Genomic DNA, 20053 nt, shown 5'->3' with positions numbered 1-20053 from the left:
AAAGGGTAAATTTATTATATACCTTGTACTTAAAAAAAGACAATATCCTTAATATGAAGCGGATTTTATTTATAATGCTGGTGTTGGGAGTAGTGAAGGGAGCATCGGGACAAAGCAACTATGGCCAATTTCAAAAAAGAGTAAGACTGGGGTTTAACCTCGATCCGAGCATTTCCATCATGAATCCACAGGAATCCGGCGCCTCGCGTACCGGCGCCAAAGCAGGACTGGGATTCGGCCTCATCGCGGATTTTAGTCTCAACGAACAGGGGAATTATGCGATCGCCTCAGGATTCAATGTAGTGCTGGGTGGCAGCAAAATAAAATACGACGCCGGCAAAGGGCTGAGCGACTATAAAGCCCAACCTGCGGAGTATAATTTTAAATTCACACATATTCAGATTCCGCTGGCGCTGAAGCTGAAAACAAATCAGAACGACTACGGAATGGCCTTCTGGGGACAATTCGGGACCTATTTCGCCTTCCCGGTGAGCGCCAGAGTGGACGTTACTACACCCACACAGTCGTTCGATAAAGTAAACATCCTCCCGGATGTAAACAGAATCAACATCGGGATGTTAATAGGTGCTGGGGTTGACTATGAACTGAGTGAATCACTCACCGGATCAGTAGGCCTCATTTACCAGAACGGCTTTATTGATGCCACCCGCAATGCAAAATGGAACGATGGCAGAGTGAATATTAATAGCTTTGCACTGCGTTTAGGCGTATATTTTTAAGAAGATAATAACTGAAGATATGAAGATCATACTGGCACAGCAGAATTATCACATCGGCAATTTCGAAAGAAATACCGCCAGGATTATTGAAGGCATACAGGCCGCTAAGGCCCAGGGTGCTGACCTGGTAGTGTTTTCAGAACTCTGTGTGTGCGGATACCCGCCAAGGGATTTCCTGGAATTTGAAGACTTCATCGCCCAAAGCTATGCAGCCATCAACCAGATCAAACAACATGCTACCGACATCGCCGTGCTGGTGGGCGCTCCCGCCCGTAACCCGCAGCCCGAAGGGAAAGACCTCTTTAACGCTGCATGGTTCCTGTACGAAGGCGAAGTAAAACATATCGTTCATAAAACACTGCTCCCCACCTACGACGTGTTTGATGAGTACCGCTACTTTGAACCATCTTTCGAATGGAACGTGATTCCGTTCAAAGGGAAAAAACTGGCAGTTACCATCTGTGAGGACATCTGGAACCTGGGAGAAAACCTGCTCTACCGCATCTGCCCCATGGATAAGCTCATGGAGCAGCAGCCGGATGTGATGATCAACCTCAGCGCCTCTCCGTTCGACTACGATCACGACGAAGACCGTAAAGAGATCATCCGCGCCAACGTACTCAAATACCGCCTGCCCATGTTCTACTGCAACACCGTAGGCAGCCAGACGGAAATCGTGTTCGATGGTGGTTCCCTCATTTTTGATGCACAGGGTAACATCGTAAAAGAGCTCCCTTACTTCGAGGAAGCAATGGGCGGCCTGGACCTGGAACCATTGCTCCACAACGGTGCCGCGGTAGCTGAAACCGGTACCTTCTCCCCGCTTACTTCTCTTGAATTTGAACATAACATTGATCGCATCTACGATGCACTGGTACTCGGTATCCGCGATTATTTCGGGAAAATGGGCTTTACAAAGGCCATCCTGGGGTCTTCCGGCGGGATCGACAGCGCTGTTACCCTGGCCATCGCCTGCGATGCCCTGGGAGCTGACAACGTGCGGGCGGTGCTGATGCCATCTCCTTATTCTACCGAACATTCAGTAGATGACGCCGTAGCCTTATCAGAAAATCTGAAAAATCCCTACGACATCATCCGCATTAATACCATTTACGAAAGCTTCCTGCAAACGCTGGAACCTTACTTCAAAGGCCTTCCGTTTAATGTGGCTGAAGAAAATACACAGTCCCGCATCAGGGGAAACCTGCTGATGGGACTTTCCAATAAATTCGGTTATATCCTGCTGAATACCAGCAATAAAAGCGAGTTATCCACAGGGTACGGTACGCTCTACGGAGATATGGCCGGAGGGTTATCTGTTTTGGGAGATGTGTATAAAATGCAGGTATATGCGCTTGCCCGTTATATCAACCGGGACAAGGAGATCATCCCGCAAAACATCATCGATAAGGCGCCTTCCGCTGAACTGCGACCTGGTCAGAAGGACAGTGATAGTCTCCCGGACTACGCTGTGCTCGACAAGCTGCTATATCAATACATCGAGCGCCGGCAAGGGCCGCGTGAGATCATTGCACAGGGCTTTGATGCTGCTTTAGTCTCGCGGACACTGAAAATGGTGAACGCCAACGAATACAAGCGCAACCAGTTCTGTCCGATCATTCGCGTATCATCCAAGGCCTTTGGCGTGGGCCGCCGCGTGCCGATCGTAGGAAAATATCTGATATAGCCTTTATCTTTGTCCAAATTTTTAAAATTCAATAATGTTACAAGTACCGTTTATACGTCAGAATAAAGAGCTGGTCCTCGAAAGACTGGCTGTCAAAAATTTTAAAGAAACCAACCTGGTGGATGAGGTGATTGCGCTGGACGACAAGCGTAAGAAGCTCACCCTGGAATACGATGAAACACAGGCGCAGGTAAACAGTCTCTCCAAAGAGATTGGTAAACTGATGGGCCAGGGCAAAAAAGAGGAAGGGGAAGCCATGCGCAACCAGGTGAATGAACTGAAAGGACGCCTGGCACCTGTAAACGATGCGCTCAATGCCACAGAAAAAGAATTGCTCGATACCCTGGTAAAGCTGCCTAACCTGCCATCTCCACTAGTGCCGGAAGGTAAAACCCCGGAAGATAACGTGGTGGTGCGCCAGCATGGCGAAATCCCTGCATTGTACGCCGGTGCAGTGCCTCACTGGGATCTTACCAAAAAATACGACCTGATCGATTTTGAACTGGGCAACAAAATCACCGGTAGTGGTTTCCCTGTTTATAAAAATAAGGGAGCACGCCTGCAACGCGCTATGATCCAGTATTTCCTGGACTATAACATCAACGCTGGTTATACCGAATTTGCCCCTCCTTACATGGTGAATGAAGCCAGTGCCTTCGGTACCGGTCAGCTGCCGGATAAAGAAGGGCAGATGTACCACGCCACAGAAGATAACTTCTTCCTGATCCCTACCGCCGAGGTGCCTTTAACAAACCTCTACCGCGATGAGATTCTGAAAGATACCGATCTGCCGATTCGTATGACCGGCTATACCCCTTGCTTCCGCCGCGAAGCGGGTTCTTATGGCAAGGATGTGCGCGGCCTGAACCGCCTGCACCAGTTCGATAAGGTAGAACTGGTACAGCTTACGCATCCCGACAAGTCATATGAAGTGCTGGATGAAATGGTGGAACATGTGGAAAGCCTGTTGCAGTCCCTGCAGCTGCCTTACCGCATTCTGCGTTTATGCGGCGGCGATATGAGCTTTACCTCTGCGCTTACCTACGACTTTGAAGTTTACAGCGCTGCCCAGGAAAAATGGCTGGAAGTGAGCTCTGTGAGCAACTTTGAAGGCTATCAGAGTAACCGTTGCAAGATCCGTTTCAAAGAAGGTAACGGTAAACCGCAGCTGGTGCATACCCTGAATGGCAGCTCCCTGGCGTTGCCCCGCATTATGGCCTGTGTGCTGGAAAACAACCAGCATGAGGATGGTATCAACATTCCGGCCGTATTGCAGTCTTATTTTGGTGCCGGCAAGATCCAATAACTGTAATTCATAAAAAATCTTTACCTTGAGTATGGTCAAATAATCTGATATATTCAATAAAGGTTTATGAAAACATTACTCCAGTTATCGGTGATCGCAGTATTACTATGGGGATGCAGTAAAGGTACTTCCAATCCGGATAAGGCAGCAGCTACCGAAGCGGCTTTTGCAAAATATCCGGAGTCACAAGGCAAAACGGTGTACCGCCAGAACTGCAATAAATGTCATGGTTACAAATGGCCTGAAACCCGCACTGCCGAAAAGTGGCCTGGCATTATCGATCGGATGGCCCGCAAAGCCAAACTCACCGATGACCAAAAGGCAGCTGTGCTGGACTTTGTTAAAACAAATGCCAAAGCATCATAAAAATTTTAGTAAGGTTTAAAACAATCAGCGACCGGAAACGGTCGCTTTTTTTATTTTCGTATCATGCGACATTTTCTATCAAACGGAGAAGAGCTGATTATCCGCCCGGCACGCCTCAAGGATGCGGCCGGCTTGTTAGCTAACTACCAGCGCATGACCGCGGAAACTGACTTTCTCCTGTTTAATCACAACGAGGCCCTGGAGCTGGATGTAGAGGGAGAAGAGGCCTTCATCAAGTCGCATATAGATAAGCCGCGGCAACTCCTGCTGGTGGCCGAAGTAAAAGGACAGATCATAGGAGCCATAAATGTGGATAACACCGGTCACGACAAGCGTACGCACATAGGTGAAATGGGCATTGGCGTAGCCAAAGCCTATCAGAACATGGGCATCGGCCGCCGCCTCATGACGGCCATGCTACGCTGGGTAGAGGAGCACGACGACCTCTGGCTCATCACCCTGCAGGTAGCCTCCGCCAACGAAAAAGCTATTCAACTCTACCGCAACTTCGGCTTCGTGGAAGCCGGCCGCATTCCCGACGCCATCGAAATTACCCCCGGCGTATTCTCCGACATCGTGATGATGTACAAAAAAGTATAGCGATTTATTACCTTTAAGTCTCATTACTAATACTGAACCCAATGCGTTACGACAGGCAGACAAGACTGGAAGGATTTGGACCAGAAAAGCAGCAAATGCTGCAAAACGCATCCGTACTGGTGATTGGCGCCGGTGGCTTAGGTGTGCCCGTGTTGCAATACCTGACAGCCATGGGCGTAGGCCGCATCGGTATTGTGGAGCACGACAACGTATCCATCACCAACCTGCAACGGCAGGTGCTTTACACCACAGCGGATCAGGGGAAACCCAAAGTAAAACTGGCAGCACACCGCCTGCACCAGCTCAACCCCGAGATCGAAATATTCATGCACGATACCTGGATCACGGTGGACAATGCCATCTCCATAATAGAAAAATATGATGTAGTGGTAGACTGTACAGATAATTTCGGTACGCGCTACCTCATCAATGATGCCTGTGTGATAGCGGGAAAACCGCTCGTGTACGGCGCCATTTACAAGTATGAAGGCCAGGTGAGCGTGTTCAATTACCAGGAGGGCGCTACCTACCGGTGTATATTTCCGGAAGCACCGGAGCCCGGCGAAATGCTGAACTGCAGCGAGATTGGTGTGCTTGGGGTACTCCCCGGCATAATAGGTACTTACCAGGCCAATGAAGTGGTGAAAATCATTACCGGCATAGGTACGCCTTTACGGAATCAGCTGATGACGATTGATACACTGCATAACATGCAGCATATTTTCAATTTTCAGGCCGTAGAGGAGAACAGGCACATCACCGCTTTACAGGCCGATTACCACCAGGATGTATGCATGGTGGCGGGTGTACAGCCCCTCAATGTACAGCAGCTGCAGGACTGGATTACAAGCGATAAAAAGTTTCTTTTGCTCGATGTACGCGAAGAAGATGAATGGGAAATATGTCACCTGCCGCAGGCGCTGCACATTCCTATGGGACAGGTGATTCAGCAGTTCCCGGCGCTGGATATCAGTGCACCGGTAGCGGTACTGTGTCATCATGGTATGCGTAGCCGGGCTGTAGCACAGCGTTTGCTCGAGCTGGGCGTAAAGGATATCTACAATGTGGAAGGAGGCATCCATGCATGGGCCTGCACCATCGACGATACTATGGCCACCTACTAATCCAGCTAACGTGCTCACACTTTGTTTTTTATTTTTTCTGGTAGCGCTGTTATACTCTGCAGCCGGCTTTGGTGGCGGATCCAGCTACCTGGCCATCCTGGCGCTCTGGGGCATTGATTTCCAGTTAATGAAATCCACTGCCCTGCTGTGTAATATCGCAGTAGTAACCGGCGGCGTATATCACTTTTATAAACAGGGGCACCTGCCGTTGAAAAAGGCCTGGCAGCTTTCGCTGATCAGCGTGCCCATGGCTTTTATTGGCAGCTATCTGCCGTTGAAGCAGGAGCAGTTTTTTCTGTTGCTGGGTATTGCGTTAACGCTCGCGGCAGTGTGTATGTGCTATCGCTTGTTTTTTGAGAGAAATAAAGATACCGAAGAAGTAAAGCATAGTAACGGTATAGTGTACGGAATCATTGGTGGCGGAATTGGGCTGCTATCGGGTATGACCGGCATTGGTGGCGGCATTTACCTGGCGCCGGTACTGAAGCTGGGGAAATATGATACATCAAAAAATATCGCAGGCCTGAGTAGCTTCTTTATCCTGGTAAATTCTATCTCCGGTATTTTTGGTCAGGTAGCTAAAAAGCAGATTGTATTCAATTGGGAAGTCGTATTTCCTTTGTTGCTGGCGGTGGTAATAGGTGGTCAGATTGGAGCGAGGCTGAGTGCCAAAGTGCTGAAACCTAAGTGGGTGGCGGCTGCTACGGCGATATTGATTTTATATGCGGGTGTACGTATGCTGTTGAAATAGTTATCCGCCGATGAGGGACATGCTCTCCATAATGCCCGTGAGATAATGCTTTTCCGCTTCTTTACCGTCAATGAATTTTTCTTTTACGGCTGCATGAATACCACTGCGTATATGCATGTCCGTGAAGTCGTGGTTGCGCATCAGGTCCCGTATATTCAGCATGTTGTTGCCATACAGGCAGGTTTTCAAACTACCGGTGGCGGATATACGAAGCCGGTTGCAGGTGCCGCAGAAGGTGCGGCTATACGCAGGAATAACGCCTATAGTACCGTTGAACCCGGGTATTTTATAATTGAGCGAAGTGGAATGCGGTGCGTCTGTTAATTTCTCCAGCGGATAGTAATCTGTGATGGCTGACAGTATACGGTGATAATCCCAGCTAACCCCTGAAAACCCTTTATCCTGGCCGTTAAACGGCATTTCTTCAATATAGCGGATGGCTACGCGCTGATGTTCGGTAAGTTTGGCGAAATCAACGATTTCGTCCGTATTCACGTTTTCCATCACAACCATATTCACTTTAACCTGCATGTCGTGACTGAGCATGGTGTTGAAGCTATCCATCACGGCTGCGAATTTATCGCGGCGGGTGATTTGCGTAAACCTTTGCCCGTCGAGGGTATCCAGGCTGAGATTGATGTTGTGTATACCGAGTTTGCTGAGTGCAGGAATGAATTTTTTGGTGAGTACCCCATTGGTGGTGATGGATATATCGGTGATGCCGTCGATGTTTTTGATTTTTTCCAGCAGCGTGATCAGTCCGGGGCGCATGAATGGTTCGCCGCCGGTAATGCGGATCTTGGATACGCCGTCGAAGGCGAGCAACTTCATCAGCCGCAGGATTTCATCGTCAGTAAGGATGCTGGCATGCTGCTCAAACTGCATTTTCTCCGGCATGCAATAGGTGCAGCGGAGGTTACAACGGTCGGTTACCGACAGTCGCACATAGTTGATAATGCGGTTATGCGTATCCTGCAGCATTTATCAGCAGTTTTTACTGGCCATGGGGTTGTCGAACGACTGGCTGTCATCTTCATCGCGATCAGTCAGGCATTTGAAGTCTTTTTCTACCAGGATGGCAAGGTGGGTGCCGTCTTCGTTTGGTATGTCGAGACTAAAACCTACTTCGCCGGAGCTTATCCACAGTTGCAGTTGTGTAATGGGAATCAGCAGGTGTACCCCGTCATGTTCCAGCTTAGCTACCGGCGCAGGAATATCTTTCCCTCTGATGACAAAGTGAAGGGTACCCGCGCCGATGTGGGTGATGGAATCAATCTTACCAACGGTTTCCAGCAATTCCATATCAATTTTATCCAGTCGGTATCGGATACTATTACCACGGAGCCTTATCTTCATAAAAAAACATTTACCTCGAACTAAAATTACTACTTTATCGCTGCTATATTGTAGTTTTAGCCAATAATTTTGGAAGATATGAATGTAATGCTGTTTGGGGTGGCAAAGGATATAGCAGGGGTGGCCCGTATGCAGCTCCCCGAGGGGATAGCCACTGTGGGCGCGCTGAAAGCGTGGTTGTTAGCTGCCTACCCTGCCTTTGAGCAGCTGAACTCCCTCATGATCGCCGTTAACAAAGCATATGCCGCCGATACGCAGGCGGTGACTACTACCGATGAAATTGCCATCATCCCGCCGGTAAGCGGCGGTTGAACCGATTTTTTACACATGGACGTATTACTGAAAATAGAAACTGATATCACCATTCAGGAAGCCCTGGATTTTATTCATTCGCCTGCCTGTGGCGGCGAGGTGGTGTTTACCGGTAAGGTGAGAAACGATACCAAAGGGCGGAGCGTTGATAAGTTATATTACGAAGCCTACAAGGATATGGCACTGCTGGAAATGCAAAAGATAGCGGATGATGTAGCCAGACAATGGGACATTAAAAAGATCGCCATGCTGCATGCCGTTGGCGATAAGCTGCCTGGGGAAGTAGCTGTAGTAGTGGCTGTTTCTTCTGTACACCGCGGTATCGCCTTCGATGCCTGTGAATATGCGATTGATACGCTGAAAGCAACAGTACCTATCTGGAAAAAGGAGTTTTTTTCTGATGGGGAAGTGAAATAGTTATTCGGGAATGGGCCAGGGCCTTCGGCCCTGGCCCATTCCCGAATCCCGGGTGCCTTCGGCACCCGGGATTCGGGAACTATCTTCTGAGTTTTAAAGCCTCCGCTTTTTCCTCCGGTGTATTCGCATTAAACTGCTCCTCCGGCCAGGGATTCTCCAATACCTTCACATCACCACCTGACAGCATGGATTTACGGGGGCATTTAGGGCCGCCTGATAATACGCTGCGCTGTAGTGCGGCAAGTCCTGCCGGCTCCCAGATGGCGATCAGTGGCTCAGGAAGATGATTGAAAGGACTGATAAAACTGGTAGCTGTGCGGGTTATATCTCTTTCCTTCACTAAAAACTGCAGACTTTGAAGACTGATCAATGGCAGGTCGCAGGCCAGCACCAGCCAGGCGGTACCGGGTTCCTGCATATGTGCGCTGATTAATCCTACGGCGGGTCCGCCACCCTCCACACTATCCGCAATGAGATGTGGATAACTGCTGAAACCCGCGCCGGCACTCAGCTGGTCAGGGCGGCAGGAGATGTATACTTCCGGTACTACCTCAGATAAAAGCGAAACCAGGTACTCCCATTGCGGCATGCCATGGTAGGCGATGCTACTTTTATCCTCCTGCATGCGGGAGCTGTAACCGCCGCAGAGCAGTAATCCCTTTAAGGGTGCACTATCTTGCATAATCCTGCTTGCCTCCTGTTTTACTGATTAATTTTGTTTCGCGGATCACCATGTCGTGTGTAAAAGCTTTACACATGTCGTATACCGTGAGTGCCGCCACAGATGCGCCGGTGAGGGCTTCCATTTCCACGCCGGTTTTCCCTGTTGTTTTCACCGTACATCTGATCACAGCCTCTTCATTTTCCAGCACGATACTAACATCTACCCCATCCAATAACAAAGTATGACAGAGTGGTATGAGTTCAGGTGTTTTTTTTGCCGCCATGATACCGGCAATGATAGCCGTCTGAAACACTCCACCCTTGCGGGTTTGTATGTCCTGCCCCTGGAACTGCTCCCGCACTTCGGCTGGTAAAAAAATGCGGCTCTCGGCAACGGCTACACGAAAAGTAATATCTTTATTACTCACGTCTACCATCGCTGGTTGCCCGGATTTATTCAGGTGTGTAAATTCCTTGTTTGACGGATTGGCCATAAAAGCATAAATTTATTGCACTGCTCCTTACAAAAATAATATAAATGATGCTGACTGTTGCTGAAGCTTATGCTGCCGTATTGGAAACTGTACGAACAGCCGGAACGGAGTTGGTGCCGTTTAATCAGGCGAATGGGCGTATACTGCGTGAGCCTGTGCGCGCCGACCGGCCTTTCCCTCCTTTTGACCGGGTAATGATGGATGGTATTGCCATCCGTTTTGACAGCTATGCACGTGGTCAGCGGGTTTTTGTAATGGAAGATGTACAGGCCGCAGGTACCCCGCAGTTACAATTGGGCAATACAGCCAACTGCATGGAAGTGATGACAGGGGCCGTACTCCCGGAACTCACTGATACGGTAGTGCAGTACGAACACCTGGAATCCACCGAACATGAAGGATTCCGCCGGTTTACCATCAAACATTTAGTTAAAAAAGGACAACATATCCACAAAGCAGGTAGCGATGTAAAGGAAAACGCCATCCTGCTGGACGATGGCGCCCTGCTGGGCCCTGCGGAAGCAGGCGTGCTGGCCACCGTAGGCAAAACACAGGTACTGGTGAGCAAACGTCCGCGGGTAGTGGTAATCGCCACCGGTAATGAACTGGTGCCGGTAGATGCTACGCCGCAGCCGCATCAGCTACGCATGTCTAACGTATATAGCCTGAGCGCCTCCCTGGAACAGCTTGGTATCCAGGCTGCGGTACTGCACCTGGAAGATCATGCGGAAAGCATGAAGCACCAGTTACAACCACTCATTGCCGATACGGATGTATGGATCAGCTCCGGCGCGGTATCCGCAGGAAAATTTGATTATCTCCCCCAGGTATTACAGGAACTGGGCATGCAGCAGGTATTTCATAAAGTACAGCAGCGCCCCGGAAAGCCTTTCCTCTTTGGTACCTTCCATAATGGCCCTGTGGTATTTGCTTTGCCGGGAAATCCCGTTTCAGGCTTTATGTGTTTTTACCGCTACGTACAGCCATGGCTGTTGGCTGCCATGGGCGCCCGGCCGGCGGCAACAATGTATGCCAGTTTATCCACAAAAGTGAGTTTTGAGCCCGCGCTGGAATATTACCTTCCTGTTAAATTAGTATCCCAGCCCCATGGTAAACTGATGGCAGTACCACAACCCTACCAGGGCTCGGGAGACCTTGCCAGCCTGCTTTTGGCGGACGCATTCATGGAGCTGCCCTCCGATATTTCCCAGTTTAAAAAAGGAGATACTTTTCCCGTCTGGAAATTCCGTTAAACCCGGACTCTATTTTGTGGTCATAGGGAAAATGTATACTGCCTATGGCCGCTATATCCCCACAACAACAAATGCTGCATCTGGCCTGGAGAGCCGGATTTGGCGCTACGCTGCCCGAAATCAATGAATGGTCGGACAAGCGGCGGAAGGTTATTGTAAATCAGATACTTATTGGAAAAAAGAACTACACCCCCTCCGATGTGAACGTGATGAGTGAGGCCGATCTGCCCGACTACCAAAAACTCAAAGGCATGAGCGCCGAAGAGAAAAAAATTGTCCAGAAACTCAATACACAAGGCATCAAAGACCTTAACATCTCCTGGATGAAAGCCATGGTGGATACGGAACACCCGCTGCGTGAAAAGATGAGCCTTTTCTGGCATGGCCACTTTGCCTGCCGCACGCAGAATGTACTATACAACCAGCAGCTGCTCAGCGTGATACGCGAAAACTGCCTGGGCAACTTCGGGGACCTGCTGGCTGCCGTATCAAAATCGCCTGCCATGCTGCAATTCCTTAATAATCAGCAAAACAGGAAACAACACCCCAACGAAAACTTCGCCCGCGAGGTAATGGAACTGTTTACGCTCGGACGCGGCAATTATACGGAATCCGACATCAAAGAGGCTGCCAGGGCCTTTACCGGCTGGGGATTTGATGAAGCCGGCACTTTTAAATTCCGGGAACGCCTACACGACGATGGTGCCAAAACCATCCTGGGTAAAACCGGCTTATATAACGGTGATGATGTGCTCCGCATCCTGCTGGACCAGCGCCAGTGCTCAAAATTCATCACCACCAAAATATTCAGGTTTTTTGTAGATGATAACCCTGACGAAGAAAAAATCAACTACCTCGCAGATAAATTCTACCACTCCGGATACGACCTGAAAGCGCTGATGCGGGAAATCTTTATGGCCGACTGGTTCTACGATCCCAAATATGTAGGCAACCGGATCAAGTCACCGGTGGAACTGCTGGTAGGCATGCGCCGCGCAGTGCCTATGCACTTCGAAGACGAAGGAACCATGTTGGTATTTCAGCGCATCCTCGGGCAGGTCCTGTTTTACCCGCCCAATGTTGCCGGATGGCCCGGTGGGCGCAGCTGGATCGACAGCTCCAGCCTCATGTTCCGCCTCCGCGTACCACAGATTGTATTTTACTCTCAGGCCATGAACATTCAGGCAAAAGAAATTATGCCTGAAATGGGTGATGGCAGCAATTATAAAATGACGCTGCAAATCAACGATTTCCTGAAAAGGCAATACGCCAGAAAAGTAAACGCAACGATAGACTGGGCCCCCTTCCTGAAAGGCTATGAAAAAGTACCGAGAGAAGAGTTGGCTACCACCATCGCGGCTTCCCTGCTGCTCAAATCCGGTAATACCAGTAAGCAGCTGCTGGAAAAATACGCCGACGCATCTAACCGCGACGCCTATATTAAAACCGTGACTATTGATGTGATGAGTACGCCGGAATATCAGCTCTGTTAGACTTTCATCTCCCTAAAAAAATAATTATGAATATAATCAATCGCAGACGTTTCCTACAGGTTGGCTCCCTTGCTTCCGCAGCGGTGATGATGCCTAAGTTCCTGAAAGCGCTCGAACGCGGTGAACTGGTGCCCCCCGGTAATAAAGTACTGGTAATAGTACAACTCTCCGGTGGTAATGATGGCCTCAATACCATTATTCCTTACCGCAACGATATTTATTATAAGCAGCGACCTAACCTCGGTATTAAACGAGACAAAGCATTATCCCTGACGGATGAACTGGGGATACATCCCGGCCTGGTGGGCCTGAAAGCGCTTTATGATGAAGGGGCCTTGGGCGTGCTCAACAACGTGGGCTATCCCAACCCTGACCGCTCGCACTTCCGCTCCATGGACATCTGGCATACAGCGAGCCAGTCGTCCGACTACTGGACCAACGGCTGGATAGGGCGCTACCTGGACGCGCAATGTAAAGGCTGCGATAAGCCCACACAGGCGTTGGAGATAGATGATACGCTGAGTCTGGCCCTGAAAGGCGAAAGTTCCAAAGGCCTGGCACTTACCGATCCTACGCGGTTGTACGGCACCAGCAACAATCCCTTCTTCAAAGACCTGCTCAAACAACAAGCGCACGACGATGAGCATCAGAATGTGGATTACCTCTATAAAACCATGGGAGAAACGATTTCTTCTGCCGCGTATATCCAGCAGCAGATCAAAACTTATCAGTCGAAAGAGGCGTACCCTAACACCGAATTAGGTAAGAACATGCGGACCATCGCTAACCTGATCATGTCGGACATCAATACCAAAGTCTATTATGTGTCGCACGGCAGTTTTGATACCCATGTAAACCAGCAGGCGCAGCAGGACAGGCTTTTTCAGCAGCTGAGTGATGCACTTACCGTATTCACCGGTGACCTGAAAAAGAACAACCGTTTCCAGGATGTGGTGGTAATGACATTCTCTGAGTTTGGGCGTAGGGTGAGCCAGAACGCCAGTGGTGGTACGGATCACGGCACTGCCAATAACATGTTCCTGATTGGGGGTGGCCTGAAGGAGAAAGGTGTACTGAATGAAGGGCCTGACCTGATGCACCTGAAGGACGGGGATTTGCAGTACAAGGTAGACTTCAAGAGCGTGTATGCGACGCTGTTAGGTAACTGGCTGGGAGCGGATGATGCAGATATCCTAAAGGCAAAATATGATCACCTGAACTTCGTATAAAAAAATAACTCCGGCTATCCCGGAGTTATTTTTTTTATGGCAGCATTTAGAAAGTTAATTATTGCGCTTCCTGGTATTTCAGTACCGCACGGAAAGTACCGTCTTTCACCACACGGCTGCTGCTGCTACCGCTTACATCCTGCAGGCTACCGCTGAAGGTACCTTCTACAAACTGGCTGTTGATCCTCGTGATGTTGATCACAAAGCCTGCGCTGGTACCGGTGTTCAGGGTTTCCCCATTGGAACTGGGCAGGTAGATATTCATACTGTTGCCTGTTTCAGAGGAATAGTAAGCACCTGTATGGAACGGCAGTTCAGGAACGGCCAGTTTAAACGTAATATAATCGCCGGTGTAGGTAGTACCTGTGATTTCCATGACCGGATAATCGTTATCCGGGTTGGAATCGTCCAGTTTAGGCAGGTACGCCGTCGCCTTTGGATTTTCTGAGAGGTAGATTTTATTATCCAGTTTCATGGAAATAAACTTCCTGTCGTCCGCATCTGTTTTCGTTTCTGTTTTTTCGCATGACACGCTGAAAAACAGTACAGCACTAAGTATAGCAGATAAATATAAACGCATAGGAGATAGTAATATATCAGATAAAATTAAGATATTATTTTTTTAGGCAGCGAATTATTTTCTGGCAACTCTATAGAGATACCAACCCATAAACGCAAAGAAGCCTGTTCCAAGTATGTAATATCCGCCCTGACCTAATGCGCCAAGGAAAGATTCCTGCAGATTTAATTTGGCGAGGCCTGCTGCGGTGGAGTCGAAACCGGCCATGATAGCGATGATGACGCCAGCCACAGCCCCTCCTGCTACCAATCCGGTGGCAAACAGGTTACCTCTTCCCAGTTCTTCCTCTTCCGCAGTGGTTTGGATGTTAGCTTTTTTCTTACGGTAGTCTACCAGGCCTCTGATAGCCCCACCTACAAGAATAGGTGTTGTGGTGGAGAGTGGCAGGTAAGCTCCTACTGCAAATGACAATGCGTTTACACCACACAGCTCGATTGTAATGGCGAGCAAAGCACCTACCAGTACAAACTGCCAGTCGAGATTACCGGAGAGAATACCGATATCCAGTGTGGCCAGCAGGGTGCCTTGCGGCGCCGGGTAGTATAAACTCCCGATAGCATGATCTTTCACGCCATGGGCGATCATATCGGCCGTAGGGCGATCCAGGAATTTCACGGTAAGTCCGATTACAATGGAGGAAACAATGGCACCGATGAACAGGGCAATCTGTTGGTTCATGGGCGTGGCGCCCACGATATACCCTGATTTCAGGTCCTGACTGGTACCGCCGGCATTAGCGGCGGCAATGCAGATCATGCTACCGACTACGAGCGCCATGGGTTCATATAGTTTACCCGTCCAGCCAACTGCGATAAACACCAGGCAGGTGCCCATCAGGGTGGCGATGGTCATACCGGAGATCGGGTTGTTAGAAGAGCCGATGAGGCCTACGATACGGCTGGAAACGGTAACAAAGAAAGCACCGAAAAATACCACGAGTGCACCCACCAGCAGTTTTTGTCCGATGGAGCCGCCAGGGAGCTGTGGCAGGATGGCCATGAGCACTACCAGTGCCAGGCTGCCGAATATCACCACTTTGAGGCTCAGATCTTTTTCAGTTCTGGGTACTGTTCCGGATTGTTTTTCAGTGGAGTCCTTCACCGCGCCGAGGCTGCCTCTGAAGGTGGATACGATGGTAGGGATGGTTCTTACCAGGGTGATGAAACCTCCGGCGGCAACGGCGCCGGCAGCAATCTGCCGTATATAGGCGTAATAAATAGCGGAAGCATAATCTGTAAAAGTATGTGTGGCCGGGTCCCAGTTCCCTTGTCCGCCGGGCGTGTTCAGGTTAGCCAGGTAGCCGAGTTTAATGAGTTGTGTGGCAATGGTATCTCCAGGCAGCAGGGAAGCCAGCAGTGGGATGAGTGCCAGCCAGGAGAGTACACCACCCGCAACCAATACTCCGGAAATGCGAGGTCCTATGATATAACCCACACCCATATACTCCGGGGTAATATCTGCGCTAAGATTGGCTGAGGGTAAGAATTTATTGGCCTGTTTGGTCATGTATCCCGGTGTTTCTGCGATGATGTGCAGGACCTTTTGCAAGAAAGCGTATATGGCGGCGAAGCCGAGGCCCCAGAAGGCTGTTTTGGCGAAGTCGCCTCCTTTTTCACCAGCAATCAACACATCGGCGCAGGCAGTACCTTCCGGATAAGGGAGGGTGCCATGTTCCTTTACGATGAGGGAACGGCGCAGGGGTATCATCATGAGTGTACCCAGCACCCCACCGATGATGGCAAGGGTAAGGATGGTGATATAGTTGAAGAACTGGGCACCGGCGCCGTCGCTGAGGAACAGGAAGGCGGGAAGGGTAAACACCACGCCGGCAGCGATGGATTCGCCTGCGGAGCCGGTAGTTTGAATGATATTGTTTTCGAGAATGGTGGTTTTGAAGAACTTACGGCCAAGGGTAATCGCAATCACGGCAATTGGGATGGAGGCAGATACGGTAAGTCCTGCTTTGAGCGCCAGGTATACGGTGGCAGCGCCGAAGATGATACCGAAGATACATCCCAGGAGGATGGATTTGAAGGTGAATTCCTTCATCCGGGTGGTAGCGGGAACAAAAGGTTTGAATTGGTTATCGGACATATTTGTTTGTGTATGAGTATGGGCAAATATAATATTTCCTTGCACGGAATCGGAGGGGACCGAAGGTCCCCTCATGGAAAACAAAAAAGCCTCGCTCAGCGAGGCTTTTTCAGCTATTTAGCGGTAGCGTTATTTAACACCGTGCATCCATTTTTTCAGGAATGGAGAGATGAGGAACAACAGCACAGCTGCTGTACCAGGCAGGATAACGAATACCATGAAGAATTCGAACAGGTTGTGGATGGTGAAACCGGCAAATGAAGGATAAGTAGCGGAGAGTTTCAGTTCTTTCAGTTTGCTGAGAATTTCAGGAGTGGCAGACACCGTGCCGTTCAAAACACCTTGCAGGTCTACACCAGCTTTGGCAGCATCAGCGTAGTTGTCTGGGTTTGGAGGCAGCAGTGCGCCGAGGGTACCAGCCAGTGCGTAACCGGCGGCGTTCGCGAGGAACCACACACCCATCAGCAGGGAGCTGAAACGTGCAGGAGCCAGTTTTGCCACCAGGGAGAGGCCAATCGGAGACAGGCAAAGCTCACCCAGGGTATGGAACAGGTACATGATAATCAGCCAGCTAACACCCAGTTTAGCACCGCCTTCGAGGCTTTTTACCTGCATGGCGATGATGAGGAAGCCGAGGGACAATAACGCCAGACCGATCGCCTGTTTCACAGGGGAGATTGGCTCCAGGTTACGTTTGCCGAGCTTCAGCCACAGTGCAGAGAAAGGCAGCGCGAAGATGATGATGAAGATGGAGTTAGCATTCTGAATGAAGCTGGGAGGCATATCCCAGCCAAACAGGTGACGGTCGGTTTGTTTATCCGCGATGAAAGTCAGGGAAGAACCGGCCTGTTCGAAACATGCCCAGAAGAAGATTACGAAGAATGCTACGAAATAGAGTACGAGAATCCTTTGTCTTTCTACTGTAGAAATGGATTTATCGGTGAGAATCAATACTGCCAGTGAGATACCGGTAGCGTAAATGAACGGATAGATCCAGGATTTGATCGGATTAGGATCATTGGCCACAAAATGGAAGGTGAGGAACAATGCTACCAGCAGGGCTGCGCAACCGAGGATGGCGCCACTGGTGAATTTAGCTTTGTCTGCTTCGCCGGTGGTGTTGGCAGCCGGGTTGAAGGTTGGTTTGGCACCAATAGGTTTACCATCCGGCGTTACTACATACTTGTTTTTCAGGAAGTAGAACAGGATGGTACCGATGAACATGGCCAGACCTGCAGCGAGGAAGCCCCATTTGAAGGCACTTACTACCCTGGTACCGTCGGTGAGTTTCACGTCGCCGAGGATAGGGCAGATGAGCATACCGAGGAAGGCGCCCATGTTGATACCCATGTAAAAGATGGTGAATGCGGCATCGAGGCGGTTATCATTTTTAGGATACAGGCTACCTACCATGGAGGAGATGTTAGGTTTGAAGAAGCCGTTACCGAAAATGATCACGAAGAGGGCGAGCCACATGACGAGGCGCGCTGTTTCCACGCTTCCCGCATATACGGTGGCGCTAAGCACCATCAGGAGCTGGCCTATACCCATTACGAAGCCACCTAATAAAATACAGTTTCTGTTGCCGAGGTAACGGTCGGAGATGTACCCTCCCAGCATAGGTGTAAGGTAGCAGAGTCCGAGGAACCCGCCATAGGCATAAGATGATTCAGCTTCTGAGAATTGCAGTGCGTTTACCAGGAAGAGGGTCAATAATGCCCTCATACCATAAAAGTTAAACCTTTCCCACATTTCCGTGGCAAAAAGCACTGAGAGGCCCTTGGGATGCCCTTTTTGCGAGGCAGTCTCAGGTCCTTGTGCAACAGCAGTTTGCATCATAAATGGTTAGTTTTGTTGTCGATTGTTTTAAGGTTCTGTTAAGCTTTAACACGAGCAAGTTAAAGAAAATCGGGAATTCGGGTAAAAAAATGCTATAAAAGGCAAATTTTGAGGTTTTTTTGATCTTACTTTGCATTTTCTTTCGCATCTGTTTTAATTCATTATGAACATACTTTTATTAGGAAGTGGTGGTCGGGAACATGCACTGGCCCTGAAAATGTCGCAAAGTCCGCTTTGTGGAAAACTGTTTATAGCACCGGGAAATGCGGGTACGGCCGAGTGCGGTACCAACGTGAACATGGGTGTGAGCGAGTTTGACAAGATAAAAAGTTTCTGCCTGGAGCAGGAAATTACCCTGGTGGTGCCAGGTTCTGAAGAAGCGCTGGTAAACGGTATTTACGATTATTTCGGCCAGGATGAGGCCCTGCAGCACATTCCGGTGATGGGGCCTTCGAAAACAGGGGCTCAGCTGGAGGGTAGCAAGGCATTTGCCAAGCTGTTCATGGAGCGCCAGCATATTCCTACTGCCGCCTACAGGGAGTTCAATGAGGAGACTTACGAGGAAGGGGTAGCCTATATTAAACAGCATTCCTTACCAATCGTGCTGAAAGCCGATGGTTTGGCTGCCGGTAAAGGGGTGGTGATCACTTCCGATCACGATGAAGCGGTGGAAGAGTTTACCCAGATGATCAAGGCTGCCAAGTTTGGTGATGCGAGCAAAACGGTGGTAATTGAGCAGTTTCTGACGGGTATAGAGCTGTCCGTATTTGCTATTACCGATGGGCATACGTATAAGATCCTACCTGAGGCCAAAGACTACAAACGCATTGGTGAAGGCGATAAGGGCCTGAATACCGGTGGTATGGGGGCGGTGTCTCCTGTGCCGTTTGCGGATGCAGCGTTTATGAAACTGGTGGAGGACAAGGTGATCCGCCCTACGATTGAAGGGTTGTCAAAAGAAAAAATAATTTATAAAGGTTTTGTGTTTTTTGGCCTGATTAATGTAGCAGGAGAGCCTTTCGTGATAGAATATAACTGTCGTATGGGTGATCCGGAAACGGAGGTGGTAATGCCCAGGTTACAAAATGATCTGTTAGAGCTGTTTGTTGCTGTAAACGAGGGCAAACTGGCATCACAGCAGATATACACCGATCAGCGTGCAGCCGCCACCGTTATGCTGGTGTCCAAAGGGTATCCTGAAGCTTATGAGAAAAACAAGCAAATTTCAGGTATTCCGGCGCCAACCAAAGATCAGATCGTATTTCATGCAGGCACTAAACAGGAAGGCGATAAAGTACTGACCAACGGCGGTCGTGTGCTGAGTATTACCTCACTGGCCAGCAGTCTTTCACTGGCCCTGGGTCGTTCCGTTCAAACAGCGAATCAGATTGAGTTTGATGGTAAGACCTTTCGAAGAGATATCGGTTATGAATTTATTTAAATAGTCCGGGCTTAAGGGTGGCCTTCGGCCACCCTTAAGCCCGGAGCGAGGCACCACCGCGGGTGGTGCCTCGCTCCGGTAAAATAATCGGGGGCAGCAAAGGGAGGGCTGTTATATTTATCAAGAGAAAGCGGAGCGGTAAGGCGTTATTTTAGAGCGGAGTTATTAAAACGGGATTAAAAATCCGTCTGATTGATCGGTACTTAAAGAGAGCAGTTACTATACCGTTTATACAACAAATAAGATTTTTTAATATTTAGCCGTATTATTGCAGGAATATCCATTTTTTGCATCGTATATTCGTTGGA

At 49.4% G+C, this 20053-nt stretch carries 21 protein-coding genes; 13 read left to right on the top strand and 8 right to left on the bottom strand.

Annotated features, from left to right (window positions below):
- Positions 1-53: 53 nt before the first annotated feature.
- The 7 genes from BUB18_RS04385 (at position 54) to BUB18_RS04355 (ending at position 6574) form a co-directional block, all read left to right on the top strand.
- Positions 54-740 carry a porin family protein gene (locus BUB18_RS04385; RefSeq protein ID WP_073078321.1) on the top strand — a complete coding sequence of 229 codons (687 nt, stop codon included), beginning with the start codon at positions 54-56 and terminating at the stop codon, positions 738-740.
- A gap of 19 nt (positions 741-759) precedes the next feature.
- Entirely contained in the window at positions 760-2427 is a 1668-nt protein-coding gene (locus tag BUB18_RS04380) for an NAD+ synthase (protein ID WP_073078320.1), read from the top strand.
- A gap of 34 nt (positions 2428-2461) precedes the next feature.
- Positions 2462-3733, top strand: a complete 1272-nt coding sequence (gene serS, locus BUB18_RS04375) for a serine--tRNA ligase (protein ID WP_073078319.1) — start codon at positions 2462-2464, stop codon at positions 3731-3733.
- Between the two features lie 66 nt (positions 3734-3799).
- Complete coding sequence (locus tag BUB18_RS04370; RefSeq protein WP_073078318.1) at positions 3800-4099, top strand: c-type cytochrome; 300 nt, start codon at positions 3800-3802, stop codon at positions 4097-4099.
- 63 nt (positions 4100-4162) lie between these two features.
- Entirely contained in the window at positions 4163-4699 is a 537-nt protein-coding gene (locus tag BUB18_RS04365) for a GNAT family N-acetyltransferase (RefSeq protein ID WP_073078317.1), read from the top strand.
- 41 nt (positions 4700-4740) lie between these two features.
- Positions 4741-5823 (top strand): HesA/MoeB/ThiF family protein, encoded by a 1083-nt coding sequence (locus tag BUB18_RS04360; RefSeq protein ID WP_073078316.1) that lies wholly within the window; start codon positions 4741-4743, stop codon positions 5821-5823.
- A gap of 10 nt (positions 5824-5833) precedes the next feature.
- Positions 5834-6574 carry a sulfite exporter TauE/SafE family protein gene (locus tag BUB18_RS04355; protein ID WP_073078315.1) on the top strand — a complete coding sequence of 247 codons (741 nt, stop codon included), beginning with the start codon at positions 5834-5836 and terminating at the stop codon, positions 6572-6574.
- Here the strand turns inward: BUB18_RS04355 and moaA are convergent, their stop codons facing one another.
- Together moaA and BUB18_RS04345 are read right to left on the bottom strand one after the other, a co-directional pair.
- Entirely contained in the window at positions 6575-7555 is a 981-nt protein-coding gene (gene moaA, locus BUB18_RS04350; protein WP_073078314.1) for a GTP 3',8-cyclase MoaA, read from the bottom strand.
- A gap of 3 nt (positions 7556-7558) precedes the next feature.
- On the bottom strand, positions 7559-7930 hold the full coding sequence (locus tag BUB18_RS04345; protein ID WP_073078313.1) for a DUF7009 family protein: 372 nt from the start codon (positions 7928-7930) through the stop codon (positions 7559-7561).
- A gap of 78 nt (positions 7931-8008) precedes the next feature.
- Here BUB18_RS04345 and moaD point away from each other — a divergent pair, with 78 nt between their 5' ends.
- Entirely contained in the window at positions 8009-8242 is a 234-nt protein-coding gene (moaD, locus tag BUB18_RS04340; RefSeq protein WP_073078312.1) for a molybdopterin converting factor subunit 1, read from the top strand.
- 15 nt (positions 8243-8257) lie between these two features.
- On the top strand, positions 8258-8659 hold the full coding sequence (locus BUB18_RS04335; protein ID WP_073078311.1) for a molybdenum cofactor biosynthesis protein MoaE: 402 nt from the start codon (positions 8258-8260) through the stop codon (positions 8657-8659).
- 79 nt (positions 8660-8738) lie between these two features.
- On the opposite strand, the gene BUB18_RS04330 is transcribed toward BUB18_RS04335, so the two are convergent.
- A complete protein-coding gene (locus BUB18_RS04330; protein ID WP_073078309.1) occupies positions 8739-9341 on the bottom strand; it encodes an NTP transferase domain-containing protein in 603 nt (200 codons plus the stop codon).
- On the bottom strand, positions 9331-9816 hold the full coding sequence (gene moaC / locus BUB18_RS04325; RefSeq protein ID WP_073078307.1) for a cyclic pyranopterin monophosphate synthase MoaC: 486 nt from the start codon (positions 9814-9816) through the stop codon (positions 9331-9333). The genes BUB18_RS04330 and moaC overlap by 11 nt, the downstream gene beginning before the upstream one ends.
- A gap of 44 nt (positions 9817-9860) precedes the next feature.
- Here moaC and BUB18_RS04320 point away from each other — a divergent pair, with 44 nt between their 5' ends.
- Genes BUB18_RS04320 through BUB18_RS04310 form a run of 3 tightly spaced genes read left to right on the top strand, consistent with a single transcriptional unit; the run spans position 9861 to position 13791 of the window.
- Positions 9861-11069 carry a molybdopterin molybdotransferase MoeA gene (locus BUB18_RS04320; RefSeq protein WP_218587982.1) on the top strand — a complete coding sequence of 403 codons (1209 nt, stop codon included), beginning with the start codon at positions 9861-9863 and terminating at the stop codon, positions 11067-11069.
- 44 nt (positions 11070-11113) lie between these two features.
- Positions 11114-12562, top strand: a complete 1449-nt coding sequence (locus tag BUB18_RS04315) for a DUF1800 domain-containing protein (protein WP_073078305.1) — start codon at positions 11114-11116, stop codon at positions 12560-12562.
- 26 nt (positions 12563-12588) lie between these two features.
- On the top strand, positions 12589-13791 hold the full coding sequence (locus BUB18_RS04310; protein WP_073078303.1) for a DUF1501 domain-containing protein: 1203 nt from the start codon (positions 12589-12591) through the stop codon (positions 13789-13791).
- Between the two features lie 58 nt (positions 13792-13849).
- Here BUB18_RS04310 and BUB18_RS04305 read toward each other — a convergent pair whose 3' ends face one another.
- From BUB18_RS04305 to BUB18_RS30170, 4 genes are all read right to left on the bottom strand, one after another.
- Complete coding sequence (locus BUB18_RS04305) at positions 13850-14371, bottom strand: hypothetical protein (RefSeq protein WP_073078301.1); 522 nt, start codon at positions 14369-14371, stop codon at positions 13850-13852.
- A gap of 54 nt (positions 14372-14425) precedes the next feature.
- The gene (locus BUB18_RS04300) at positions 14426-16465 is read right to left on the bottom strand and encodes an OPT family oligopeptide transporter (RefSeq protein ID WP_073078300.1); all 2040 of its coding nucleotides are present in this window, start codon (positions 16463-16465) and stop codon (positions 14426-14428) included.
- 129 nt (positions 16466-16594) lie between these two features.
- On the bottom strand, positions 16595-18301 hold the full coding sequence (locus BUB18_RS04295) for a peptide MFS transporter (RefSeq protein ID WP_143159827.1): 1707 nt from the start codon (positions 18299-18301) through the stop codon (positions 16595-16597).
- Positions 18273-18440 carry a hypothetical protein gene (locus BUB18_RS30170; protein ID WP_178372081.1) on the bottom strand — a complete coding sequence of 56 codons (168 nt, stop codon included), beginning with the start codon at positions 18438-18440 and terminating at the stop codon, positions 18273-18275. Before BUB18_RS30170 ends, BUB18_RS04295 begins: the two co-directional genes overlap by 29 nt.
- Positions 18441-18467: 27 nt before the next feature.
- Between BUB18_RS30170 and purD the strand changes: the two genes are divergently transcribed.
- Positions 18468-19745: a phosphoribosylamine--glycine ligase gene (purD, locus tag BUB18_RS04290; protein WP_073078296.1), complete on the top strand. Its 1278-nt coding sequence runs from the start codon at positions 18468-18470 to the stop codon at positions 19743-19745.
- Positions 19746-20053: the final 308 nt, after the last annotated feature.

The organism is Chitinophaga jiangningensis (genome assembly GCF_900142605.1).
GTDB classification, from domain to species: Bacteria; Bacteroidota; Bacteroidia; order Chitinophagales; family Chitinophagaceae; genus Chitinophaga; species Chitinophaga jiangningensis.
This window is presented reverse-complemented; position numbering and strand designations above follow the sequence as displayed.